At 54.5% G+C, this 24,274-nt stretch carries 18 protein-coding genes; 16 read left to right on the forward strand and 2 right to left on the reverse strand.

The window, feature by feature from the left end:
* Nucleotides 1-294 precede the first annotated feature (294 nt).
* On the reverse strand, nucleotides 295-3,519 hold the full coding sequence (locus HEQ34_RS11330; RefSeq protein ID WP_296200448.1) for a TonB-dependent receptor: 3,225 nt from the start codon (nucleotides 3,517-3,519) through the stop codon (nucleotides 295-297).
* Between the two features lie 395 nt (nucleotides 3,520-3,914).
* Between HEQ34_RS11330 and phaR the strand changes: the two genes are divergently transcribed.
* From phaR to rnr, 4 genes are all read left to right on the forward strand, one after another.
* Nucleotides 3,915-4,481: a polyhydroxyalkanoate synthesis repressor PhaR gene (gene phaR, locus HEQ34_RS11335; protein WP_296200450.1), complete on the forward strand. Its 567-nt coding sequence runs from the start codon at nucleotides 3,915-3,917 to the stop codon at nucleotides 4,479-4,481.
* A 26-nt stretch (nucleotides 4,482-4,507) separates the two neighbouring features.
* Nucleotides 4,508-6,037, forward strand: a complete 1,530-nt coding sequence (gene proS, locus HEQ34_RS11340) for a proline--tRNA ligase (RefSeq protein WP_296200451.1) — start codon at nucleotides 4,508-4,510, stop codon at nucleotides 6,035-6,037.
* A gap of 30 nt (nucleotides 6,038-6,067) precedes the next feature.
* Entirely contained in the window at nucleotides 6,068-6,496 is a 429-nt protein-coding gene (locus tag HEQ34_RS11345) for a GxxExxY protein (protein WP_296200453.1), read from the forward strand.
* Between the two features lie 737 nt (nucleotides 6,497-7,233).
* Nucleotides 7,234-9,504: a ribonuclease R gene (gene rnr, locus HEQ34_RS11350; RefSeq protein WP_296200455.1), complete on the forward strand. Its 2,271-nt coding sequence runs from the start codon at nucleotides 7,234-7,236 to the stop codon at nucleotides 9,502-9,504.
* An 11-nt stretch (nucleotides 9,505-9,515) separates the two neighbouring features.
* On the opposite strand, the gene HEQ34_RS11355 is transcribed toward rnr, so the two are convergent.
* Nucleotides 9,516-9,971, reverse strand: a complete 456-nt coding sequence (locus HEQ34_RS11355; protein ID WP_296200459.1) for a universal stress protein — start codon at nucleotides 9,969-9,971, stop codon at nucleotides 9,516-9,518.
* 153 nt (nucleotides 9,972-10,124) lie between these two features.
* On the opposite strand from HEQ34_RS11355, the gene HEQ34_RS11360 reads away from it, so the two are divergent.
* The 12 genes from HEQ34_RS11360 to HEQ34_RS11415 all read left to right on the forward strand — a co-directional run bounded on the left by HEQ34_RS11360 (nucleotide 10,125) and on the right by HEQ34_RS11415 (nucleotide 24,257).
* On the forward strand, nucleotides 10,125-11,438 hold the full coding sequence (locus HEQ34_RS11360) for a pyruvate dehydrogenase complex dihydrolipoamide acetyltransferase (RefSeq protein WP_296200461.1): 1,314 nt from the start codon (nucleotides 10,125-10,127) through the stop codon (nucleotides 11,436-11,438).
* Between the two features lie 164 nt (nucleotides 11,439-11,602).
* Nucleotides 11,603-11,989: an endonuclease domain-containing protein gene (locus HEQ34_RS11365; protein ID WP_296200463.1), complete on the forward strand. Its 387-nt coding sequence runs from the start codon at nucleotides 11,603-11,605 to the stop codon at nucleotides 11,987-11,989.
* 234 nt (nucleotides 11,990-12,223) lie between these two features.
* A complete protein-coding gene (gene lpdA / locus HEQ34_RS11370) occupies nucleotides 12,224-13,615 on the forward strand; it encodes a dihydrolipoyl dehydrogenase (protein WP_296200465.1) in 1,392 nt (463 codons plus the stop codon).
* A 216-nt stretch (nucleotides 13,616-13,831) separates the two neighbouring features.
* Nucleotides 13,832-15,136, forward strand: a complete 1,305-nt coding sequence (locus HEQ34_RS11375; protein WP_296200467.1) for an amidohydrolase family protein — start codon at nucleotides 13,832-13,834, stop codon at nucleotides 15,134-15,136.
* Nucleotides 15,137-15,248: 112 nt separating this feature from the next.
* Nucleotides 15,249-15,593, forward strand: coding sequence for a hypothetical protein (locus HEQ34_RS11380; protein WP_296200468.1), 345 nt, complete (start codon nucleotides 15,249-15,251; stop codon nucleotides 15,591-15,593).
* Nucleotides 15,594-15,868: 275 nt separating this feature from the next.
* Nucleotides 15,869-17,023, forward strand: a complete 1,155-nt coding sequence (locus tag HEQ34_RS11385) for an acyl-CoA dehydrogenase family protein (protein WP_296200470.1) — start codon at nucleotides 15,869-15,871, stop codon at nucleotides 17,021-17,023.
* 17 nt (nucleotides 17,024-17,040) lie between these two features.
* On the forward strand, nucleotides 17,041-18,243 hold the full coding sequence (locus HEQ34_RS11390; protein WP_296200472.1) for a CoA transferase: 1,203 nt from the start codon (nucleotides 17,041-17,043) through the stop codon (nucleotides 18,241-18,243).
* Nucleotides 18,240-19,454: an acetyl-CoA C-acetyltransferase gene (locus HEQ34_RS11395; protein WP_296200473.1), complete on the forward strand. Its 1,215-nt coding sequence runs from the start codon at nucleotides 18,240-18,242 to the stop codon at nucleotides 19,452-19,454. The genes HEQ34_RS11390 and HEQ34_RS11395 overlap by 4 nt, the downstream gene beginning before the upstream one ends.
* A complete protein-coding gene (locus tag HEQ34_RS11400) occupies nucleotides 19,451-21,040 on the forward strand; it encodes an acyl-CoA dehydrogenase family protein (RefSeq protein WP_296200475.1) in 1,590 nt (529 codons plus the stop codon). Before HEQ34_RS11395 ends, HEQ34_RS11400 begins: the two co-directional genes overlap by 4 nt.
* Nucleotides 21,040-21,906: a MaoC family dehydratase N-terminal domain-containing protein gene (locus HEQ34_RS11405; protein ID WP_296200477.1), complete on the forward strand. Its 867-nt coding sequence runs from the start codon at nucleotides 21,040-21,042 to the stop codon at nucleotides 21,904-21,906. The genes HEQ34_RS11400 and HEQ34_RS11405 overlap by 1 nt, the downstream gene beginning before the upstream one ends.
* Nucleotides 21,899-23,074 carry an acyl-CoA dehydrogenase family protein gene (locus HEQ34_RS11410; RefSeq protein WP_296200479.1) on the forward strand — a complete coding sequence of 392 codons (1,176 nt, stop codon included), beginning with the start codon at nucleotides 21,899-21,901 and terminating at the stop codon, nucleotides 23,072-23,074. The genes HEQ34_RS11405 and HEQ34_RS11410 overlap by 8 nt, the downstream gene beginning before the upstream one ends.
* A gap of 16 nt (nucleotides 23,075-23,090) precedes the next feature.
* Nucleotides 23,091-24,257, forward strand: coding sequence for an acyl-CoA dehydrogenase family protein (locus HEQ34_RS11415; protein WP_296200481.1), 1,167 nt, complete (start codon nucleotides 23,091-23,093; stop codon nucleotides 24,255-24,257).
* The last annotated feature ends 17 nt before the right edge of the window (nucleotides 24,258-24,274 follow it).

The following is a 24,274-nucleotide window of genomic DNA, read 5'->3' on the forward strand; positions in this document are numbered from 1 at the left end:
CGATGCATTGCCTGCATAAAAGTTGCGATGCACGCCTAGGGTCAGGACCACTTAAATCCACCTTGGCGTCCGTCGGATTTGACCCATACTGTCCATTGCCGCGTTGGCAAGCTTGGACTTAGAACCACTAAGTCCTGCGCTTGCCGCCTTGCACTGAACAGTATGGCCTCAAACCGCGAAGGTGGATTTAAGTGGTCCTGACCCTAGATACAAATCGTCATTGACTGACACTGTAACAGTAAAAAAAGGGCATCTAAATAGGCGCCCTTCTTTTTGTCTCAAAGATATTTCAACTTAGAAATTAGCATTGATTCCGAAGAAGAAGTTACGGCCGAAGCTGTCGAACGGATCTCCACCGATTGTACCAAGCAAGCCAAGTGGTGGTTGCGTATCGAGCACGTTGCCGACACCAGCGTAGAAACGCAAGTCGTTACCTATTTCAAAGCCGAGACGTATGTCGTGATACAGTGCGTCTGGATAGTAGACCCGTGGGAATGCATCGAGGTTCTGCGGAGCCAAAGTAACAATGTTGCCAAGTACCGGGTCACACGTACCGCCATTCAGGCCGGTTTGACCACGGAATGCACCAGTAAGTGGGCATTGACCCGAATAATTGTTCTGTGTTTCCCACCCGCCAATGGTCTGCTTACCGATATAACGTGCGGTATACAGGATATCAACATCACCGAAGTCATAATCAAGCGAGAAGCTAGCGGAATACTCAGGATCGCCCAACTCGCTTTTTTGGCGGTTCGGCGAGACTGGGTTGGTTGGATCAGTGAAGTTATTCAGCGAAAGAACTTTGGTTACAATCATACGTGCAGTCACGCGATCACCATTGTCGAAGGACTTACGATAAGCGAGGTCGAAATCGATCCCCTTGGTCTTCTGCGCTGCGAAGTTGACACCGCCGGAAATTACCGCAGGCTCAACAAACAGGCCGGTCGTTGGGTTACGCTGAACAGTTGCACAGAACGGATTGTTTAATCCTGAAGCATTTGCATAGCACAGATTAAGGATTTGCTGGGCACCCAAAGTGGCAATCAGGTCTTCCACCTCAATCTTGTAGTAGTCGACTGTCAGGCTAAGGCCAGGAATGAAGTTTGGCTCAAGCACTACACCAAGTGTCAAGCTCTTGCCCTTTTCTTCGGTCAAGGTGGGGTTACCACCTGAAACGAAGCCAGTGGAAGCGGTACGAGCCAGGCAGTTAACCCAAGGATCACCAAGCCTCCGTTGGGTAGCAGGAACAGCGCTGCTTTCACACGCTGTAACCGCCGCCTGATTGAAGGTGGTAGGAACCCCAGCAGCCGCGCAATTTGCGGCAATGATGCTGCCTGGTGAAGGAAGATCACAAGGGTCGGACAACTGGGCAAAGTTTTCCGAAGCAGACCCGAAGAGGTCTCCCTGAGTCGGGGCGCGCACTGAAGTCGCGTAGGACGCACGCAAGCGGATATCATCTATCGGAGCGTAAACACCCTGAATAGTGTATGCATAAACAGTTCCAGTTGCTGTGTTATAATCTGAAACACGGCCTGCCAAGTTGACTGAAAGTTCCTTCGCAAACGGCATATCCTTCAACAGCGGAATCTGGATTTCGCCATAGGCTTCTTTGACACTAAACGAGGGCGGACGGAAATCCTGAAGTGCGTTCAGGAACGTTGCGCCGCTTGATGTCAATTCATCATAATCAACGCTTGCTTTTTCTTTACGATATTCAGCACCGATCGCGAATGCCACCGGACCACCGGGAAGTTCAAAAATCTGTGATAGATCGCCACCGACGAACGCGGATGCAACAAACTGGCTCGCAAACTCGTCCGTCCGGCCTTCTGTATTGACGAAATCAAGGGCCCTAGGGTCGGCACGGCCTTGGCCGAAAACGTTAATAGGAACACAAGCCTGATTAACGTTCGTCACTGCATTCATCGCACAGATGACGCGCTGACCAGCGCTATTTAAAACGAAATTGGTGCCCGTGAATGATGCTGGCGCAACCACAGCCTGAACCGCCTGGTTAAAGCCGTCATAGTCAGAGCCGTCCTTGGTAAACAGAATTAGGTTATTCGTGTTAAAGCCCTTGGCTTCAAACCGGCCGTAGTTGACCGCGAATTCGTAGTTCCAATCTTCATTAAACGTACCTTCAATACCACCAACGGCGCGATAGGTTTCGCGTGTAGCTTGAAGCCCACGTCCGCCCAAATCGATGTTGAATCGCTGCATACCAAAGGTGGTTTGTGCAGCTGTGGTCCCGCCAACAGGGCACAAACCAAAACTACGCAGGGTAGAAAGGTTCTGAGCACTTAAAAATCCGTTACTGCACCGAAGTGGCTCACCACCAAGTGTACCCGGAATACTGGTGAAAAAGCTTGGCTGACCTTCACCCGATGCGTCTGCGCGGACATATTTTGCCTCGATGAATGGTTTGAAAGCGTCCGATACATCGAAATGCGCCAACAGGTTCACCGCATAACGGTCTACAGCGGCTAACAAACTGCCGGTGTTCCGCAGTGAAGAGCCATTGCCGCCGCGAATGGCGGTTGAGCCAGCACTTTCGAAGTTTTCGGGAGCCGTATCAACATACAAATCGCCTGCATCGCTGAAGCGAAGATAGGCACCAGCGCCGACGCGCCCGATTGTCCCAGCGTCAGAAATCGCACCGTTCTTTATTCCACATATGAAAGTGTTGTCTGGGATACCGTCAGTTGCACTGAAACCAACTTCACCGCCAGCCGCACCCTGGGGATCTGTGGTCTGGAATTGGCAACGACCACTTGCGGCGCCTGTCAACGCGTCACGGTCACGCAATAATAAAGGTTGCTGACGGGTATATTCCGCCGAGACGGTAACGTTACCGCGACCATCCGCGAAGTTCTGGCCGGCAAGAACGCTTGCAAAATAGTTACCACGGTCTCCGCGTGACGAAATGCCACCCTGTGCACGAGCCGTGATGCCATCATAATCGCGCCTCAAGATAAAGTTCACAACACCCGCAACTGCGTCCGAACCGTAAACAGCTGAGTTACCACCAGTGACGAGGTCGATACGTTCAACGAGATCAGTTGGGATTGTGTTCACGTCAAAGCCGTTGTCACCTGGAGTCGATGTGACGTGGCGGCGACCATTGACCAGAACCAGCGTACGGTCAGTACCTAGGCCACGAAGGTCGAGAAGGCTGAGGCCGGCCGTACCAATGAAACGGCTAGAGTTACCCGAGCTGAAAGTGGAACGCAGCGATGGTAGATCGTTCAACGCGTCACCAAGCGACACCTCGCCTGTGCCCGTAAGATCTTCAATCGTCACAGACGTCAATGGAACGGCAGACTGCAGCGTTGGACGGGCAATGCGCGAACCAGTCACTAAGATGGGTTGAGCTACCTCTTCCTCTTCTGCCTCTGTGGCGACCTCCTCATCAGCCTCCGCCGACGTAACGTCTGCAACTTCCTGCGCAAAAGACGGTGCCGCAGCAAACAAAGCGAAACTTATTGCCGAACCGGCAATCAACAAACGTGTTTTCTTCATAAATAGCTCCCCTGCTATCTCTTAAATCAAAGTATATATATGACCGACTATCCACTTGGAAAGCCACCAATGACGGCACAGACTCATGTTTAACCTAAGATTAACAAAAAGTGCAACGCTCGCTATCTGAAAAATTGGATTTTTTTCAAATGTTGCATCATTGCCACAATTCTCATCATTGTTACTTTGTTAATGGAGGGCTGATAGAGGAGTTTACTATATGTTACGTGTCGTTTTCTTTAGTTTACTTGGTTTTACTCAATGTTACATATAAAAATCGGCCGATGGCCAAACTGTAGGCGCATTATAACCACCGCCCGGCATGCAATTCACCAATGTTGCAGTGCACTATGGCTTAATGCTATCAGGGCCTAACTTTTCCGGAAGGACCACATATGGCACGCACGGCCAACAAGAACGGTGATGGCCCGATCATCATTAAAAAATATGCCAACCGCAGACTTTATAACACGCAGTCTTCGAAATATATCACGCTCGATTTCCTTGCAGAACTCACGCGCAAGAACATTGATTTCAAGGTTGTCGATGCCAAATCGAATGCGGATATTACCCACGGCGTCTTGACGCAGATCATCATGGATGAGGAAAATAGCGGGCAGCAAATGTTGCCCGTGGGCTTCCTTAAGCAATTGATCGCCATGTATGGTGATTCCATGCAAGGCATGGTGCCGCAGTTCTTGGAAACGTCGATGGACAATTTCCGCAAGAACCAACGGCAGGTTCAAGAAGTGATTGAAACTGCGATCACCTCTGGTCCTTTTGGCCATTTGGCAAAGCAGAATATCGAATTTATGCGATCTGCGCGTGAGGCGTTGATGCCGAATTTGGGCAACCTTACCGGTAAAAAGCCGGAACGCGACGAAAGCGTTGCTGATCTTAAGCAACAAATTGCCGCGCTACAGGCCCAAATTGACAAAATGGTCGCCGACCGCACCGTATAATTCTCTCATAAAAAACAGGTAAGATTTTGATAAAACATGCTTTAAGTGTCACCCGCGCGCAAAATTTCGCTGGCTGGTATCAAGAGGTCATTTCGGAGGCCGATTTGGCCGAGGAATCCGGTGTCCGGGGATGCATGGTCATCCGGCCATGGGGCTATGGCATGTGGGAACGCATTCAAAAGCTTATGGACGCAGAAATTAAGGCCGCTGGCGTTGAAAACTGCTATTTCCCATTGTTCATTCCTTTGTCCTTCTTTGAAAAAGAGGCCGACCATGTCGAAGGCTTTGCCAAAGAAATGGCGGTTGTTACGCATCACCGCCTTGTCAGTGATGGCAATGGAAAACTGATCCCAGACCCCGGATCGAAGCTAGAGGAACCGCTTGTCGTTCGCCCCACGTCGGAAACGGTGATTGGCGCCGCCATGAGCCGCTGGGTGCAAAGCTGGCGCGATTTGCCATTGATGGTCAACCAATGGGCCAATGTTGTGCGCTGGGAAATGCGGACACGTATGTTCCTGCGCACCAGCGAATTTTTGTGGCAGGAAGGGCATACCGCCCATGTGGACCGCGAAGACGCGATGCAGGAAACGATGCGCGCACTGGAAATGTACCGCGCCTTTGCCGAAGGTCCGCTGGCCATGCCTGTTGTGGCCGGTGAAAAACCGGAAAATGAACGCTTTCCCGGCGCAGTTGCCACCTACAGCATCGAAGCGATGATGCAGGATGGTAAAGCGTTGCAGGCCGGCACGTCGCATTATCTCGGCACTGGCTTTGCCGAGGCATCCGGCATTAAATATCAGGATAAGGAAGGCAATCAGCAATTTGCGCATACGACAAGCTGGGGCGTGTCCACGCGCATGATTGGCGGCGTTATCATGACGCATGGCGACGATGATGGCCTGCGCTGCCCGCCGCAAATTGCACCGCATCAAATTGTTATCATTCCGATGTTGCGGGATAATGACGAGGACGAGGCGGTATTGGCATATTGCCGCAGCCTGCGCTTGGAATTGTTGGCGGCTAACGCCTTTGGTGAACCATTGCGCGTGTTGCTGGATACCAAAGCAGCAAAGGCGTCAAACAAGCGCTGGGCGTGGGTTAAGAAGGGCGCGCCCATCATAATTGAGGTGGGGCCGCGTGATATGGCCGAAGGCAAGGCAGCGGTCATACGCCGCGACCGTCTGTATAAGGACGACGGCAAGCTTGCGACCGCGTTCACGCCGCGCACCGAATTTGTGGCGTCTGCGGCGGCGTTGTTGGAGGAAATCCAGAACGGTTTATATGCCGAGGCAAAAGCGCGGCTAGAGGCCAATATCCGCCGTGACGTGGCCGACCTTTCCCAGTATTTTGCGGGCGATGAGGCCAAATTTGCTGGATGGGTCGAAGTGCAATGGTCGCGGCCAAGCGGCGAAGCGCTCGACAAGATCGTCACGCAACTCAAGACGTTGAAACTCACCATGCGCAACAGCCCCATTGACGCTGCCCCTGCCGACGGGGCGTGCTTTTTTACAGGCGACCCTGCGGTGGAACGGATACTGATCGGGCGGACTTATTAGCGGTTCGCACGAAGACACGAAGAGGGCAGAATGGACATTGAAGAAGTTTGCAATATCATTGTCGACTGCGCGTTCAAATTGCACGTAGATATCGGTTCGGGTCTTTTGGAAAGTGCGTATGAGGCAATCTTGGCGGCTAAGCTCGAAAGCCGAGGGCTGCGCGTCGCCCGGCAGATACCCATCGACATTGAATATGACGGCGTACAGTTACCAGCGGCCTTTCGCCTGGACTTGCTCGTAGAAAACAGTGTTATCTTGGAGATAAAATCTGTCGAAAAAACTCTGCCAGTCCATGCAAAGCAAGTGATAACCTATCTGCGCTTAACAAATTTAACCCATGGCTTTGTCATTAACTTCGGTACAGCGATGTTCAAAGATGGCATAAGGCGGCTATTAAACGACCGAACGTCTTCTGTGTCTTCGCGTCTTCGTGCGAACAAAGTTGAAATATATAATTAATGACAAAATAACTGATACTTATCGAGCGGACTTATTGGAATTTCGCACGAAGACACGAAGAGGGCAGAATGGACATTGAAGAAGTTTGCAATATCATGGTCGACTGCGCGTTCAAATTTAACCCATGGCTTTGTCATTAACTTCGGTACAGCGATGTTCAAAGATGGCATAAGGCGGCTATTAAACGACCGAACGTCTTCTGTGTCTTCGCGTCTTCGTGCGAACAAAGTTGAAATATATAATTAATGACAAAATAACTGATACTTATCGAGCGGACTTATTGGAATTTCGCACGAAGACACGAAGAGGGCAGAATGGACATTGAAGAAGTTTGCAATATCATGGTCGACTGCGCGTTCAAATTTAACCCATGGCTTTGTCATTAACTTCGGTACAGCGATGTTCAAAGATGGCATAAGGCGGCTATTAAACGACCGAACGTCTTCTGTGTCTTCGCGTCTTCGTGCGAACAAAGTTGAAATATATAATTAATGACAAAATAACTGATACTTATCGAGCGGACTTATTGGAATTTCGCACGAAGACACGAAGAGGGCAGAATGGACATTGAAGAAGTTTGCAATATCATGGTCGACTGCGCGTTCAAATTTAACCCATGGCTTTGTCATTAACTTCGGCACAGCGATGTTCAAAGATGGCATAAGGCGGTTAGTAAACGACCGAACGTCTTCTGTGTCTTCGCGTCTTCGTGCGAACAAAATTGGAATAACCAAATAATGACCAAATATGCGCAGTTTGAAGGGCTCCCCACCCGCGATCAGATCCTTGAATTTATCAAAACGTCGAAGGACCCTGCGGGTAAACGGGAAATTGCGCGAGAATTTGGTCTGCGCGGTAATGAAAAAATTGCGCTGAAGGCGTTGTTGAAGGACATGACGGACGAAGGGCTGATCGACATGGCCCCGGGCCGTGCCTTTCACAAAATGGGCGGTGTGCCGAAGGTTACCGTGCTCAAGATCGTTGCGATTGACGGCGATACTGCGGTCGCTGTGCCGGAGCATTGGGAAGCCGAAGGCATTCCGTTGCCTAAAATTCGGGTCATAGAAACCAAAGGCAAGCGTGGCGCCTTGGGCATTGGTGACCGTATATTGGCGCGTACCGAAGAGCGTGGCAGCGGCCATGTCGCGCACATCATGAAGAAGCTCGCAAAGGGCAGCGAGCAGATATTGGGCGTGGTCGAAGGCGGAGAAAATGGCCGTTACTGGCTAAAGTCTGTCGACAAAAAAGCACGTTTCGATACGCAAATTGGTGACGTTGGTGATGCCAAGGCCGGGGAATTGGTGCTTGCCGAATTGACTGGCAATGCGCACAAAAAATCGGCGCGTGTGACGCAAGTCCTTGGCGACCCATTTGCGCCCAAAAGCTTCAGCCTTATCGCCATTCACAAGTTCGGCATTCCGTTTGAAATGCCAGAAGCAGTCGAGCGTGAGGCCGAACGCGTAAGGGAGTTACCGGTCACCGACGACCATCGCGAAGACCTGCGCCATTTGCCTATCATTGCCATTGATCCACGCGATGCGCGCGACTTTGATGATGCCATTTGGGCAACCCCCAATGCCGACACCGGCGGGTTTGACGCTATCGTCGCGATTGCCGATGTGAGCTATTATGTCCGCCCAGGAAGCGCATTGGACCATGAAGCGTCGAAGCGCGGAAACAGTGTGTATTTCCCCGACCTAGTTGTGCCAATGCTGCCGCACGCTTTGTCTTCGGACAAATGTTCATTGCGGGCAGGGGAAGATCGCGCGGTACTGGCCTGCCATCTCGCCATCGGCAAAACTGGCCAAGTGACGTCATGGCGCTTCACGCGCGCTATCGCCCGAATTGCCGCCAATATCCCTTATCCAGATGCGCAGGCCGCTATCGATGGCCGGATGGAAAACCCGTTGCTGGAATCGGCGCTTAAGCCGCTTTGGGCGTGCTGGCGGTTGCTTTCATTGGCGCGGAACAAGCGCGGGCCACTGGAACTCAATTTACCTGAAAAGCGGATTACGCTTGACGATCAAGGCCGGGTCACTGGTGTTGCCGAGCGCGAACAGTTGGAAGCACATCGTTTGGTCGAAGATTTCATGATTGCCGCCAATGTTGCCGCAGCAAAGGCGCTGGAGGCAAAGAAGTCATCCTTAATTTACCGCGCACATGAGCCACCGAGCCGCGAAAAGCTTGTTGCGCTGAAGGAATATCTGAAGACCTTTGACATTGAATTTGCGCTTGGTCAGGTGATCAAGCCTGAGACTTTCAACGCGATCCTCGAAAAAATCATCGACGAAGAGGTGCGTCCGCAAATCATGGAGGCCGTTTTGCGTAGCCAGACACAAGCTTATTACGGCCCCATTAATGTGGGACATTTTGGCTTGTCACTGGGCAGCTATGCGCATTTCACCTCGCCAATCCGGCGCTACGCCGACCTTATCGTGCACCGCGCATTGGTGAGCGCTTATGGGCTTGAGATGCCCAAGCCAAAACTCAAAGATGTTGAGCCCATAACGGGCTTGACCGAGGCCGCGATCACGAAGCTTGCAGCCACCGCAGAAGCCATCAGTCGCACCGAACGCCGCGCGATGGAAGCAGAGCGCGAGACAACAGACCGCTACATTGCGGCCTATCTCTCCGCGCAAGTCGGGCAAATCGTTCAAGCGCGGATTACGGGCGTGCAGAATTTCGGATTTTTCGCAACTGTACAAGGGATTGGCGGCGACGGCTTGGTCCCTGTCTCAACCTTGGGCAAGGATTATTTCCATTATGACGAGGCGAGCCAGACGTTGATCGGCGAAAAGACACGGCAGGAATATCGGCCGGGCATGTGCCTTGAATTGCGATTGGCCGAGGCGAACCCGATTTCAGGCGCGCTGCGCTTTGAGTTGCCGGAGGGCGGAAGCTACGCGCCAGACCGTTTCAAGCATAAGGGCAAGCCCAAGGCCGGGAAATATGATACGGCAAAGCGCGGTAGGCCGGGGAATATCCGGCATCAGGGAAAAAGGCGTTAGACACGTATAGCCTAACTCAACTCGTCCAATTGCGCGTCGCTGAGCGATCCGGGAATAACCATGACCGGGCAGGGCAAGGTCCCCGCATTCACGCCGGTAAAGTGGCTGATTAACGGGCCAGGAGCACCTTGGGCGGCGGCACCCAGCACGAGTGCGGCGATACCGGGATGTTCCTCCAACATGACCTTTACAACATCAATAGCCTCGCCAGGCTTAACCGTGATATCAGGGCGAACGCCCATTTCGTCGAAGATCGAACCGGCTGCTGCGGTCACAAGCTGCTCCGCCCGGTCGCGCGCCTCTTCTTCCATCGTCGCCTGAACGCCGCCCCAGGCGACAAAATCCGCCTGCTCAACGAGCGCCAAAATATGCACTGCGCCGTCGGTTTTGGCGGCACGGCGCGATGCAAAGCGCAAGGCAAGCCGTGCTTCCTCGGTTTCGTCGATAACCACCAAATATGTCCGCATATTTCCCCCCCGCCTTTGCTTCACCCGCGGCATTTCATGAATTCGTATAGCCTGCGCGAAATTTGAATGATTGGCAACCACATCACGCTTGACGCTTGGGAAAGCTTGGCTATTCGAAGAACGATAACGACGACCATAAAAGGCCTGTACCCGATGCCCATAGAACTCAAAATGCCCGCGCTTTCACCCACGATGGAAGAAGGCACATTGGCCCGTTGGCTGGTCAAAGAAGGCGACAAAGTGTCTTCTGGCGATCTGCTGGCCGAAATTGAGACCGATAAGGCGACGATGGAGTTTGAAGCGGTTGATGAGGGTATCGTGACCAAGATATTGGTGGCCGAAGGAACCGATGGCGTGAAGGTCGGCGCGGTCATTGCGATGATTCAGGGTGAGGATGATGAGGGTGCGGTTGATAAGGGTGATGCCCACCCCCGGCCCCTCCCGCAGGCGGGAGGGGAGCAGGTTAAGTCTGCGCCTAAAACCGCAATGGTTGCCCAACCGGCTATAACTCCCCTCCCGCAGGCGGGAGGGGTTGGGGGAGGGCCAGCGACGTCACAATCCAGCGACCGCGTCAAAGCCAGCCCACTCGCCAAACGTATTGCCGGGAACAAGGGTCTTGATCTCACCACGATCTCAGGCACTGGCCCCAATGGCCGTATCGTGAAAGCCGACGTAGAAGCGATCTCTGGCGAAGGCCGGAGCCCAGTCGCGCCGGCGGAACTGGATCGCGGCCTTCGCCGCGAAACACCAGCGCCCACGCAGGCAATTGACACCGACATCCCGCATGAGGTCGTCAAGCTTAGCAATATGCGCAAGACCATTGCGCGCCGCCTGACCGAGAGCAAGCAGACCGTTCCGCATATTTATCTGACCGTCGATGTCCGCTTGGACGCCTTATTGAAGCTGCGCGGCGAGTTGAACGCCAGCCTTGAAGGCCGCGGCATCAAGCTGTCGGTGAATGACATGTTGATCAAGGCGCTGGCGCTGGCGCTGGTGCAAGTGCCAAAGTGCAATGTCAGCTTTGCCGGTGACAATATGCTGCAATACGCCCGCGCCGACATCAGCGTGGCTGTTTCGGTGCCCACTGGCCTGATTACGCCAATCATTACCGACGCCGCGAACAAGTCGCTGTCCAAAATCTCGACCGAAGTGGCCGAGCTTGCGGCCCGCGCCAAGGATGGCAAGTTGCAACCGCATGAATATCAGGGTGGCACCGCGTCGATCAGCAACATGGGCATGATGGGCATCAAACAATTCGACGCCGTCATCAACCCGCCACAAGCGATGATCCTAGCGGTCGGGGCAGGGGAAAAGCGGCCCTATATCGTCGATGACGCCCTCGCCATCGCCACGGTAATGTCCGCCACCGGCAGCTTCGACCACCGCGCCATCGACGGCGCAGACGGCGCAATGTTTATGAAAGTCTTCAAGGAATTGGTGGAGAAGCCTTTGGGGTTGGTGGCTTGATATGGTGAAGAATGTCACCGCCTAACCCCTCTCCCCTTGCGGGAGAGGGAGGGGCCCGCCGCGTAGCGGTGGGAGGGTGTGGGGGCGCGTCGCGGCAAGCGACGTCGGCTACCTTGGCGCAGGTTCAATCGCGGCACGAATTGCTCAAAAAAAGGGCGCGGTTTATGCGCGCCAACCCCACCGATGCCGAACGGAAGCTTTGGTACATTCTGCGAGATAAGCGGCTGAATCCGCTTCGTTGGCGTCGGCAACAGGTGATCGATGATCGCTATATTGTTGACTTCATTTGCTTTGAGCATCGGGTGATTATCGAGGCAGATGGCAGCCAACATGCGGAAAATGACATGGATGCCGCACGCGATGCCTGGCTGAAACAGCAGGGATTTACGGTTCTGCGTTTCTGGAATGCGGACATCCTTAACAATATGGAAGGCGTAGTCGAAACAATCATCGCTGCCGTTCAAAATAATGCCGCACAGACGTGCGGCGACCCCACACCCAACCCTCTCCCGCAAGGGGAGAGGGCTTTGGAGAGAAGCCAAAATGTCTGATTATGATCTCATTGTTCTCGGTTCCGGCCCCAGTGGTTATGTCACCGCCTAACCCCTCTCCCCTTGCGGGAGAGGGAGGGGCCCGCCGCGCAGCGGTGGGAGGGTGTGGGGTCGCGTCGCGGCAAACGACGCTGCCTTCCGCTTCGGATAAAAGAGATATGTCGGTACCCATGTACTTGCCACACACACCCAACCCTCTCCCGCAAGGGGAGAGGGCTTTAGAGAGAAGCCAAAATGTCTGATTATGACCTCATCGTCCTTGGTTCCGGTCCCGGTGGCTACGTCGCCGCCATCCGCGCCGCGCAGCTCGGGCTGAAAGTCGCGATTGTCGAGCGCGAAAATCTCGGCGGGATTTGTCTCAACTGGGGGTGCATCCCGACCAAGGCGTTGCTGCGCTCGGCGGAGATTTATCATTATATGCAGCATGCGGGCGATTATGGCCTGATGGCCGCTAACATAAGCGCGGATATTGACGCGGTGGTGAAGCGGTCGCGTGGTGTGGCCAAGCAGTTGAATCAGGGCGTCACGCATCTGATGAAGAAGAACAAGATTACCGTTCATATGGGCGACGGCAAGTTGATCGCCGCGAACACATTGACCGTTACCAAGGATGGCAAGACCGAGGAACTAACCGCAAAGAACATAATCCTCGCCACCGGCGCACGGGCGCGGGATTTGCCCTTTGCGCCCGCCGATGGGAAACGCATCTGGACCTATCGCCACGCAATGGTGCCGCCCGAAATGCCAAAGAAGCTGCTCGTGATTGGGTCCGGTGCGATTGGCATTGAGTTTGCGAGTTTCTACAATGATATGGGCGCAGAGGTGACCGTCGTTGAAATGCTGGATCGCATAGTGCCGGTCGAGGACGCCGATGTCTCGGCCTTCCTGGAAAAGGCGCTGACCAAGCAAGGCATGAAGATCATGACCGGGGCAGGGGTCGAAAGCCTGAAAGCCAGCGCGACGGTCGTTTCCGCTGCGATCAAGGGCAGGGACGGCAAGGTCGCCCAATCGGAATTCACGCATTGCATCGTTGCCATTGGCATAGTCCCCAACACCGAAAATATCGGGTTGGAAGCGCTTGGCGTCGAAATGGATCGCGGCTTCCTGAAAACCGACCCGATGTGCCGCACAAACGTGCCCGGCCTGTGGGCGATTGGCGACATTACCGCCCCGCCTTGGTTGGCGCATAAGGCAAGCCATGAAGGCGTGATTGCAGCCGAAGCCATTGCAGGCGGCCACCCAGTTGCCATGGACCCGCTGAACATTCCCGGCTGCACTTATTGCCATCCGCAAGTCGCGAGTGTCGGCCTGACTGAGGCCAAAGCGAAAGAGGCTGGCTACGACGTCAAGGTCGGCAATTTCCCGTTCCTGGGCAATGGCAAGGCAATTGCGTTGGGCGAGGCAGAAGGCTTTATTAAAACCGTCTTCGACGCCAAGACTGGTGAGTTGCTTGGCGCGCATATGGTTGGCGCGGAAGTCACCGAGCTGATCCAAGGCTACACCATCGGCAAAACCGCCGAATTGGTCGAGGCCGATTTCATGCACACCGTCTTCCCGCATCCAACCTTGAGCGAGATGATGCACGAGAGCGTGCTCGGCGCTTACGGCAAGATGATTCATATGTGAGCCAAGGCGGTTGGGATCAATACACCAATACAACCGTCACCCTGAACTTGGTTCAGGGTCTATTGTGTCTTTCTAACGTCGGCTTGAGTCGCAATATGGATCCTGAAACAAGTTCAGGATGACGTCGATTATATAAGGATGACGACGTTTTCGCTGTCCTACACGTCCATTTTTTGCCATCCTTTCCGGCAACTGAAATATGTAGGAAAATTGGGTATGTTATTAAGTGTGAACTTGCTGAAGAATCTGCGGGTCTTGGCGGTTTCAGGCGTCGCGATTTTGTCCTCGACTGCGCAGGCGCAGACCACGGTCATTACCGCCGACAAGATGGTCGATGTTTTGAACGGTAAAACGGTCGAATATCCAGCTGTTTTTGTCGGCGCAGACGGCCGCATCACCAGCATCGCCGATGCCCGCACGGTAAAATGGGGAAGCGACGTCACGCATATCGACATGTCCGGCAAAACCATATTGCCCGGCCTCATTGACATGCATGTCCATCTCGATAGCCCAGCTGATATTGGCGGCTATCGCGGCCTTGAATTTACCGACAGCTTCTGGGGCATGTCGGCCGTCGGCGCAGCGCAAGCCATGCTTAAGGCTGGCTTTACCACCGTGCGCAATGTCGGGGCGGAAAACCGCAATGACATTGGCCTGAAACAAGCCATTGAAAATGGCTATGCGATTGGTCCCCGGATCGTGCCAGCAGGCTATTCCATCGGCGCAACGGGCGGACATTGCGACTCGACATTCCTCCCGCCAAGCCTTGAGGGCGCTTCCAAGGAAGAGGGCATCGCCGATAGCGAGGACGAACTGCGCTACGAAGTCCGCCGCCAGCGTAAATATGGCGCTGAAGTCATCAAGGTCTGCGCCACGGGCGGGGTGTTCTCGCGCAATACCGAACCTGGTCAGCAGCAGCTTTCCGAACGTGAATTACGCGTAATTGCCGATGAGGCGCATCAATGGGGCCTGCGCGTTGCGGCACATGCGCATGGTGGAGACGGCATTAAGGCCGCGATCAAGGCGGGCATCGACACGATTGAGCATGCAAGTCTTGTCGACGATGAAGGCATAAAGCTTGCCGCCGCGCGCGTGCGTCCTGTGTGGTTCTCTATGGATATCTTCAACACCGATTATACCCAGGCCGAAGGCGCGAAAAACGGCGTGTTGGAGGACAATCTGCGCAAGGACCGCGAAGTTGGGCAGATCCAGCGCGACAATTTCCGTAAAGCGCACAAAGCTGGCGTGAAGATGGTCTTTGCCTCCGATGCGGGCGTGATGCCGCACGGGCTTGTCGGCGGACAGTTCAAGGTCATGGTCGAATATGGCATGACCCCGATTGAGGCCATTCAGGCAGCAACCCGCAACGCCGCGCAAGCGCTTGGCCGTGAAAAGGATGTTGGTGCGATTGCCATTGGCCGCTTTGCCGATATCATCGCTGTCGATGGTGATCCTTTGGCCAATGTGCGGGAACTGGAGTCGGTCGATGCCGTTGTGAAGGGCGGCAAAATCGTCCGGTGAATGCGCATGCATCAAACTGTCATAGCGCATTGATTGCACCATGACGCTTGTGTAAACTATATCATCAGCGGTCGCAGAACCGTCCGGGAATGAACATCAGGGATTTTGAAACATGATCACTATCATCGCAACCGCACTGCTCAGCATGGCCGCCATGAAGGGCGACGCCGTGGACAACGCGCGCAAGGCATTCAACAACTGCATGATTGAAGTCCACAATATTGCAGTTTCAGAGAAACTAACCCCCACCGCGTTCATCAAAACATCCGATACGGCATGCCCGACAGAACGTGCAGCCTATAAGGCGATATTGGTGAAGGCCGAGCGGTCTTATGGTTCAAGCCTAGCCGACGCGGAGAAGTTTGCTGCCGAAGAGATCCAGATGCTGGTCGACTCGGTGGTGACGAGCTTTAATGAAAATGTTGAGGGTGGCTCGAAGTTAACGCCGGAGAAATAAGGGCCGCAACACACAATGTCGGTGACTTACAACTCGCTATAGATGGACTTAACGCGAAAAAATTCAGATAATGTAGTTAGTGCACTGAATTAATTATATTTTTTATATTTTATCGCCTATCTAGCGACCTCAGCTCGATACACATTGCCCCGGAATTTGATCAAGCGGGCGGGTTTGAACGCCCAATGTGCTTGGCCTTGCCAAGAGGCGCAACATTGATCGGTAAAGAGCGTATACGGAAGTGATATATTTATATCTGAGGGGAAGCGGGCAACATGGATAACGACATTTTCGAGCAGTTTATCGCCCAGCTTCAGCGATATGTCCGCGAACGGTTAATTCCGGCGGAGAAGGAAATCCTCGAAACAGACATTATTCCGGACTCAATCCTGACCGAGATGCGCGACATGGGCCTGTTTGGCCTAACCATGCCTGAAGAATATGGCGGTGCGGGAATGAATATTCAGCAATATGTCCGCACCATCCGGGAATTGAGCTATGCCATGCCCTGTTATCGGTCGATCACCTCGATCAACATCGGGATGGTGTGTTCAGCATTCAAAAATGGCGGAACTGACGCACAGAAATCTGAGTGGTTGCCGCGATTGGCTGCGGGAGAAATTGCCTCTTTTGGTCTGACCGAGCCGGGATCAGGTTCGGATTCGGCTGCCATGCAGACTATCGCTGTAAAGTCCGGCAATGGTTGGTTGCTGAACGGCACGAAGCGCTACATCACGAATGCCCCCTTTGCGGATGTGGCGCTGATTATGGCGCGAACCAGCAAAGAAGCCTTGCCCAAAAATGCGCATGTTTCGGCCTTTATCGTACCTATGGATACTCCGGGCATTACCGTTGGTAAGTCTGACAAGAAAATGGGTCAGGCCGGAAGCCATATTGCCGATATTGTCATGGAAGATGTTAAACTACCTGCCGACGCGATATTGGGTGGCGAAGAGGGCAAGGGCTTTGCTTTTGCGATGCAAAGCCTCGACAATGGACGGCTTTCGGTGGGAGCAGCAGCTACCGGGTACGCCCGCCGCGCGCTCGACAGCGCATTGCGTTATGCGAACGAACGTAAAGCGTTTGGCGAACCAATTGCCAATTTCCAACTGATCCAGCAAATGCTGGCCGATAGCGACATCGAAATCTATGCTGCGGAATCTATGCTCGAAGACGCTTCCCGCCGTGCTGATGCGGGCGAGAATGTGCTTCGTAAGGCTGCCGCTGCAAAGGTATTCGCCACCGAAATGTGTGGCCGCGTGGTTGATCGTGTTGTGCAGATTTACGGCGGCGCTGGTTATCTCGCAGAATATGATGCGGAACGTTTCTACCGCGACGCCCGCATTTACCGGATTTATGAAGGCACAACGCAAATTCTGCAGCTTCAGATTGCAAAACATATGCTGCGCGAATGGGCGGCGCAGGCATGATGTCGGAAGCCTGATGCATGTATAACTTGTTGGACGGTTTGAAGATTATCGAGGCGTCGTCCTTTGTGGCGTCGCCGACGGCTGGCCTTTATTGTGCGCAGTTCGGCGCAGAGGTCATCCGCGTCGACCAAATTGGCGGCGGTCCGGATTATCACCGCTGGCCAGTGACGCAAGACAATGACTCGCTGTATTGGGAAAACCTAAACCGTGCCAAAAAGTCGGTGGCCCTTGATTTATCCAGCCCGCAGGGACGCGAATTGCTGCAAGAACTGGTGCGCGCCACCGGGCAATTTATTACTAATTTTCCTGCTGAGGGATTTCTGTCGCATGCTAAACTGGCGGAAGGACGCGCCGATCTCGTAACCGTGCGGGTCATGGGTTGGGCCGATGGCGCACCCGCGTTAGATTACACTGTAAATAACGCCGTGGGCTATCCCATGATGACTGGACCTGGCCCCGAACCAGTCAACCATGTTTTACCCGCATGGGATTTGCTGAGCGGTGCTTATGCCGCCTTTGCGATGCTGGCGGCAATTCGCAAGCGCGAACGGACGGGCGAGGGCAGTGAGGTTCGCATTCCCCTGTCGGACGTTGCCATAGGCACTGTGGCCAATCTGGGCGGTATCGCCGAAGTGTTGCACAACAAGGCAAATCGTCCCCGTCTCGGCAACGCGGTCTATGGATTGTTTGGGCGCGATTTTGTCACCAAAGACAATGTGCTGACGATGATCGTGGTTGTGACCCACCGCCAATGGGCGGGCCTCATCAATGCGCTTGGCTTGAACGTGCAAGTGGAGGCGATCGAGGCGGAGCGCGGGGTTAGTTTCGCCAAAGATGACGGGCTTCGCTTTGAACATCGTGATGCGCTTTATCCATTGTTTGAAAGGGCGATTGGTTCGCTTGATCACGCGATGATGGCTTCGAAGCTTGATGCGGCCGGAATCGTTCATTCGGTCTACAGGACTATGTTGGATGCCGCACATGATCCGCGCTTGGTCGGGCATAATCCGATGTTTAGCGCCTCTGGGACCAACCCGTCCGGGTTTAGCTATCCTGCCGCCGGCGCTTTTGGCACCATACCCCAAATGCAACGGGGCGACGCAAAGGGAGCGCCGCGCAACGGGCAGCATAGCGCAGAAATACTGAGCACATTGCTCGGTCTATCCTCGGGCGAAATCGCCCGCCTTATAGACTCTGGAATCATAGGAATTGCCACATGAATAAGCTTCGCCGCGCCGCCATTGTTGCCCCTATTCGCACCCCCGTCGGCAAATTCGGTGGAGCGCTGTCGTCGCTCAACGCAGGCGAGTTGGGTGGCATTATCTTAAAGGCGTTGATGGAGCGAACCAAGATAGACCCGGCGCGGGTGGACGACGTGGTATTTGCCCAAGGATATGGCAGTGGCGAAGCGCCGTGCATTGGGCATTGGGCGTGGCTTGCGGCGGGGCTTCCGATTGAAGTGCCGGGCTATCAAATTGACCGGCGCTGCGGCTCCGGCCTGCAAGCCATCGCAAATGCAGCGATGATGATCCAAACCGGCGTCAGTGATGTTGTGGTCGCTGGCGGATGCGAAAGCATGTCCAATGTCGAACATTACTCTACCGACATTCGTAAGGGTGTTCGCGCAGGCAATTTAACGCTGCACGACAGGTTGACGCGAGGGCGGTTGATGAGCCAGCCAGTCGAGCGTTTTGGCGTGATTAGTGGTATGATTGAGACTGCTGAAAATTTGGCAAAAGATCATAATATCAGCCGCGAAGCTTGTGATTCTTATGCAGCGCGATCGCATCAGCGCGCTGCCGCCGCATGGGCAAATGGCTTGTTCGATGATGAATTGGTACCCGTAAGTATCGCGCAGAAAAAAGGCGAGCCAATCGTGTTTGATCATGATGAAGGCTATCGCGCCGATGCCACGGTCGAAACAATGGCTGGCTTACGTCCGCTCGAAGGTGGCGTCGTCACGGCTGGCAACGCCAGCCAGCAAAATGATGCGGCCGCAGCGTGCCTTGTTGTGGCGGAGGATAAGCTTGAAGAACTCGGGCTGGAACCCATCGCTTATTTCCATAGCTGGGCAGCCGCAGGCTGTGAGCCGTCGCGGATGGGCTATGGCCCTGTTCCTGCCACACAGCGTCTGTTCGCGCGCAACGGCCTTAGCTGGAGTGACATCGGCCTTATTGAACTGAACGAGGCGTTTGCCCCGCAAGTGCTGGCCTGTCTCAAGGGCTGGGGCTGGTCCGATGATGACAGCCGCCATGACATGCTCAACGTCAACGGCTCGGGTATATCGCTTGGCCATCCCATTGGTGCAACCGGTGGTCGGATACTGGCGAACCTCACCCGCGAAATGCATCGCCGGGACGTCCGTTTCGGTCTTGAAACGATGTGCATTGGCGGCGGTCAGGGGATTGCGGCGGTATTTGAACGCGCATGAATTTTGCCGCCGCTTTAAAAGCTGCTGAGCGCTACCGCGATGCGGCGACATCGGCACTCGTGGCGCGCTTGGCGGATCGTGCTATTGATAGCGACCAACGCGCGGCGCATGGCTTTGCTTGGGTGGCAACCAGCGTAGCCGCGTTGGAAGCCGTTAGCCGCTGGCTTGAGAGCAATGACGGCGGGACTCAGCTTGACCAATATACAGCGTCGCTGATTTTTGCCGAAACATTGGCGCAACTGACGGGCGGCTTGCCGATGGGGCAGAATGAGTTTTTCCGCCCGACAGATCTTGGGATTAGCACCGCAGCGCAGTCGCTTGCCCAAGATTGCACTTTCTGGATCGACAGCGACCAAGCCAAAACGCGGGCTGCGGTAGCGCAGGCTTTGGTCGATGGCCAGATGCCAAGCGAGAATATGCACGACGCCGAACTGGATGCGGTTCGGGAACAATATCGGCGATTTACGACAAGCAGGATATTGCCAGACGCCCACAAATGGCACCTTGCGAACGACCTGATTCCCGATGAAACCATCGCTGAAATGGCGCAGCTTGGGACTTTTGGAGTGTGCATTCCCACCGAACATGGCGGTTTGGGATTATCGAAGCTCGTCATGTGCGTGGTGACAGAAGAACTGTCGCGCGGGTGGATCGGCGCGGGATCGCTGAGTACCCGGTCTGAAATAGCTGGCGAACTGATCGCGATGGGCGGTACGCACCCGCAAAAGGCGCACTGGCTGCCGAAAATCGCCAGCGGAGAAATTCTGCCAACGGCAGTGTTTACCGAACCCGACACAGGCTCCGACCTTGGCGCGTTACAGACACGGGCGCGGCGTGATGATGGAAATTGGATCATCGACGGGTCAAAGACCTGGATCACCCATGCAAGTCGTTCTGACCTGATGACCATGCTCGTGCGCACGGCGCCTGATGTGAAGGGCTATGCAGGATTGTCGATGTTGCTAGTGCCAAAGCCGCGCGGAACGCAGGGGGATGCATTCCCGGCTGAGGGAATGTCAGGTAGCGAAATCGAAGTGCTCGGTTACCGCGGCATGCGCGAATATGCGCTGCAATTTGATGGCATGATTGCGCCTGGTGACGCCGTGCTGGGCGGCGAAGAAGGGCAGGGCTTTAAACAGTTGATGCGCACATTCGAAGGCGCGCGTATCCAGACAGCGGCGCGGGCCGTTGGCGTTGCCAAGCGGGCGTTAGAGCTGGGTCTGGACTATGCCACCAACCGCAAGCAGTTTGGCAAAGCGATCATCGGCTTCCCCCGTGTTGCCGACAAAATTGCGATGAGCGTGGCGGACTTTGTGATGTCGCGTGAACTGACTTATGCGGCGGCCCGCGCAAAGGATTCTGGTAAAAGATGCGATATTGAGGCTGGCATGGCGAAACTGCTGGCGGCGCGCGCAGCATGGAGCAATGCCGATGCGAGCTTACAAATTCATGGCGGCAATGGCTATGCGCTCGAATATGAAATCAGCCGCGTTTTGTGCGATGCACGAATCTTGAATATTTTTGAAGGTGCCGCCGAAATTCAGGCGCAAGTGATAGCCAAGGGTCTGACGGGGGGTCGCAACTAATGCGTATATGGGACAGGTGGATTGGACGTGAAGAAATACGGAAAGATCGCATCGACCATGCTTTGGTGGCGCGCTGGCTCGCCACCTTTGATTGTGTGGCCAGCGGCGATGGCACAGTGCCGCAGGGGTTACATTGGTGCCTATGCGTACCGGACGCAGCGACGACACAACTGGGCCCCGACGGACACCCTGCACGTGATGACAGCCCGCAAGGCTTTCTTCCACCTGTTCCCTTGCCGCGCCGCATGTGGGCATCCAGCAAAGTAGACTTTTTCGCACCCCTGCAATTGGGTGAAGCCGTCACCCGCACGTCGCGCATCCAATCCATCACCGAAAAATCAGGCGGATCGGGCCAGTTGTTTTTTGTCGATGTCACCCATGAAACTTTTGGCGAATCCGGCATTGCGGTTCGGGAGATCCAAAGCATTGTGTATCGCGAAGCTGCCGCTCCAGACGCTACTTTATCACCGCCTAAAAATGGTGTGGGCAGCTTCGATGCAGTGGCTTGGAGGATCCACCGCATGCTCATTCCAACCGAACCGCTATTGTTCCGCTTCTCCGCGCTGACCTTCAACAGCCACCGCATCCATTATGATTTGCCTTATGCGCAAGGGGAAGAGCGCTATCGCGGCCTTGTCGTTCATGGTCCATTGACGGCGACATTATTACTGGATTTGGCGCGACGGGAATATGGCGACAATGCATTGGCACATTTTTCCTACCGGGGCCTTTCGCCAGCGATCTGTGGTGAGGCGTTGCATCTTGTGATGCGCGGGAAGGGCAATGACATCGAAATGGCCGCTTTTGCAGATGACGGAAGGCAAGTGACCGCTGCAACGGCTCAAAGGAAACAACAATATGCCTGAAAGCCTGGATATTAGCGAAATACGCCGTGCGGTGCAGGCATTATGTGCGGAGTTTCCCGGCGAATACTGGCGGGAAAAAGACCAAGCACGAGCCTACCCGAGTGAATTTGTCGATGCGCTTACCAAGGCAGGGTTTCTCGCCGCTCTGATCCCGGAAGCCTATGGTGGTTCGGGACTAAAGCTTGATGCCGCCGCCGTAATCATGGAAGAAATTCAGGCAGCGGGCTGCAACGGCGCTTCGGCCCATGCACAGATGTATATTATGAACACGCTGCTGAAATATGGCAGCGCGGAACAGAAGCAGGAATATCTGCCGCAGATCGCCACAGGGGAACTGCGCTTGCAGGCCTTTGGCGTTTCTGAACCGACCAGCGGCACGGACACGCTTTCGTTAAGAACGGTGGCTGTGCGGGATGGCGACGATTATGTCATCAACGGCCAAAAGATATGGACCAGCCGCGCGGAATATTCCGACCTAATGATGTTGCTTGCGCGCACAACGCCGCGCGAAGAGGTGTCCAGCAAGACCGAAGGACTATCCATTTTCCTGGTTGATATGCGCAAGGTCGTTGGCCCAAAATCCGAAGCGGGTGGGGGCATGACGATCAAGCCGATCCGCACGATGATGAATCATTCAACAACCGAAGTTTTCTTCGACGATATGCGCATCCCCGCATCGGCATTGATCGGTGAGGAGGGTAAGGGCTTCCGCTACATCCTGTCGGGCATGAACGCAGAGCGCATATTGATTGCTGCCGAATGCATTGGTGACGCCAAATGGTTCATCAAAAAGGCAAGCGACTATGCCAAGGAGCGCAATGTATTTGGCCGGGCGATCGGCCAGAACCAAGGCGTGCAGTTCCCGATCGCCCGTTGCTATGCGCAAATGTGTGCCGCCGAGTTAATGGTCCATCATGCGGCACAAGCCTATGACGCTGGCGGCAATCCGGGTTCCGAAGCGAATATGGCCAAGCTGCTGGCCTCTGAAGCAAGCTGGGCTGCTGCGGACATGTGTGTGCAAACGCATGGCGGCTTTGGCTTTGCCGAAGAATATGATGTCGAACGCAAATTCCGCGAAGCCCGCCTTTACACCGTCGCCCCGATCAGCACCAACCTGATCCTCAGCTATCTTGCCGAGCATGTCCTCGGTCTTCCGCGCAGCTATTGATTGAAAGGACATCCCCATGAATTTCGAACTCGCCCAAGAGCATCAGATGCTCAAAGACCTTGTCCGCAAATTTGTGAACTCCCAACTCATGCCGCTGGAAAGCGATGTGTTGGCACGCGAGACAGCGGGTAAGGGCAGCTATCTGACCGCAGAAGAACAGGCGCGGGTCGACCTTGTGTCAAAGGATCTGGGGCTGTGGGGGCTCGATGCGCCGGAGGAAGTGGGCGGCATGAACCTGCCGATGGTCGCCATGGTTGGTGTTGGCGAAGAACTGGGACGGACCGTTACCCCTTATACAATCCCGCCAGATTCGCCCAATTTGCGCATGATGATGGCTGCGGCGGATGAAAAGCAGCGCGAACATTATCTGGCGCCTTATGTGCGCGGCGAGACGATCTCTGCTATTGGGATATCGGAACCGAGCGCTGGAGCCGACCCGCAATTGATGAAAACTACCGCCGTTCAGGATGGCGACGACTGGATTATCAATGGCCGCAAAATCTGGATCACAAAGGCGGACGAGGCCGATTTTACCATATTGATGGCCGTGACGGACAAAAATGCCGAAGGCCGAAATGGCATGTCCGCATTTCTGGTCGACCGCGAAACACCGGGCTTCAATGTCCTGCGTAAAATTCCGATGATCGACGGCACCGCGACCTATGAAATTGCGCTCGACGATTGCCGCGTTCCAGGCTGGAAATTGCTGGGCAAACGCGGACAGGGGTTTTTGCCTATGCAAGTGCGGTTGGGGACAAGGCGGATAGAAATGGCGTCTTGGTCGATTGGCATGGCGCAGCGCGCGCTTGATATGATGATCGAATATGCGCCGCAACGCGTGACCTTTGGCAAAGCTTTATCATCCCGCCAAACGGTGCAAAATTGGGTTTCTGACGCCGCCACGCGGATTCATGCCATGCGGTTGATGACCTATGACTGCGCGTGGAAAATGGACGAAGGGCGTGACACCAGACAAGAAATTTCGATGATCAAATCCTATTGCACCGAAACGGCCTATGACATTGTCGACCATGCAATGCAGATGTTTGGCGCGATGGGCATGACGCGCGAAATGCCGCTGTATCTGTTGTCCAACAAATTGCGGACGATGCGCATTTATGATGGGCCAAGCGAAATTCACAATTGGGTGGTCGCACGCGACTTGCTCGGAACACGCGACTGAATTAGGCGATGGCAGGA

The organism is Sphingorhabdus sp., from assembly GCF_023910635.1.
Taxonomy (GTDB): Bacteria; Pseudomonadota; Alphaproteobacteria; order Sphingomonadales; family Sphingomonadaceae; genus Sphingorhabdus_B.

What these genes read in the sequence shown, in the direction of transcription:
- HEQ34_RS11330 (WP_296200448.1), bottom strand. Translation starts at nt 3,519, where the DNA reads ATGAAGAAAACACGTTTGTTGATTGCCGGTTCGGCAATAAGTTTCGCT.
- phaR (WP_296200450.1), top strand. Translation starts at nt 3,915, where the DNA reads ATGGCACGCACGGCCAACAAGAACGGTGATGGCCCGATCATCATTAAA.
- HEQ34_RS11345 (WP_296200453.1), top strand. Translation starts at nt 6,068, where the DNA reads ATGGACATTGAAGAAGTTTGCAATATCATTGTCGACTGCGCGTTCAAA.
- rnr (WP_296200455.1), top strand. Translation starts at nt 7,234, where the DNA reads ATGACCAAATATGCGCAGTTTGAAGGGCTCCCCACCCGCGATCAGATC.
- HEQ34_RS11355 (WP_296200459.1), bottom strand. Translation starts at nt 9,971, where the DNA reads ATGCGGACATATTTGGTGGTTATCGACGAAACCGAGGAAGCACGGCTT.
- HEQ34_RS11360 (WP_296200461.1), top strand. Translation starts at nt 10,125, where the DNA reads ATGCCCATAGAACTCAAAATGCCCGCGCTTTCACCCACGATGGAAGAA.
- HEQ34_RS11365 (WP_296200463.1), top strand. Translation starts at nt 11,603, where the DNA reads ATGCGCGCCAACCCCACCGATGCCGAACGGAAGCTTTGGTACATTCTG.
- lpdA (WP_296200465.1), top strand. Translation starts at nt 12,224, where the DNA reads ATGTCTGATTATGACCTCATCGTCCTTGGTTCCGGTCCCGGTGGCTAC.
- HEQ34_RS11375 (WP_296200467.1), top strand. Translation starts at nt 13,832, where the DNA reads ATGTTATTAAGTGTGAACTTGCTGAAGAATCTGCGGGTCTTGGCGGTT.
- HEQ34_RS11380 (WP_296200468.1), top strand. Translation starts at nt 15,249, where the DNA reads ATGATCACTATCATCGCAACCGCACTGCTCAGCATGGCCGCCATGAAG.
- HEQ34_RS11385 (WP_296200470.1), top strand. Translation starts at nt 15,869, where the DNA reads ATGGATAACGACATTTTCGAGCAGTTTATCGCCCAGCTTCAGCGATAT.
- HEQ34_RS11390 (WP_296200472.1), top strand. Translation starts at nt 17,041, where the DNA reads ATGTATAACTTGTTGGACGGTTTGAAGATTATCGAGGCGTCGTCCTTT.
- HEQ34_RS11395 (WP_296200473.1), top strand. Translation starts at nt 18,240, where the DNA reads ATGAATAAGCTTCGCCGCGCCGCCATTGTTGCCCCTATTCGCACCCCC.
- HEQ34_RS11400 (WP_296200475.1), top strand. Translation starts at nt 19,451, where the DNA reads ATGAATTTTGCCGCCGCTTTAAAAGCTGCTGAGCGCTACCGCGATGCG.
- HEQ34_RS11405 (WP_296200477.1), top strand. Translation starts at nt 21,040, where the DNA reads ATGCGTATATGGGACAGGTGGATTGGACGTGAAGAAATACGGAAAGAT.
- HEQ34_RS11410 (WP_296200479.1), top strand. Translation starts at nt 21,899, where the DNA reads ATGCCTGAAAGCCTGGATATTAGCGAAATACGCCGTGCGGTGCAGGCA.
- HEQ34_RS11415 (WP_296200481.1), top strand. Translation starts at nt 23,091, where the DNA reads ATGAATTTCGAACTCGCCCAAGAGCATCAGATGCTCAAAGACCTTGTC.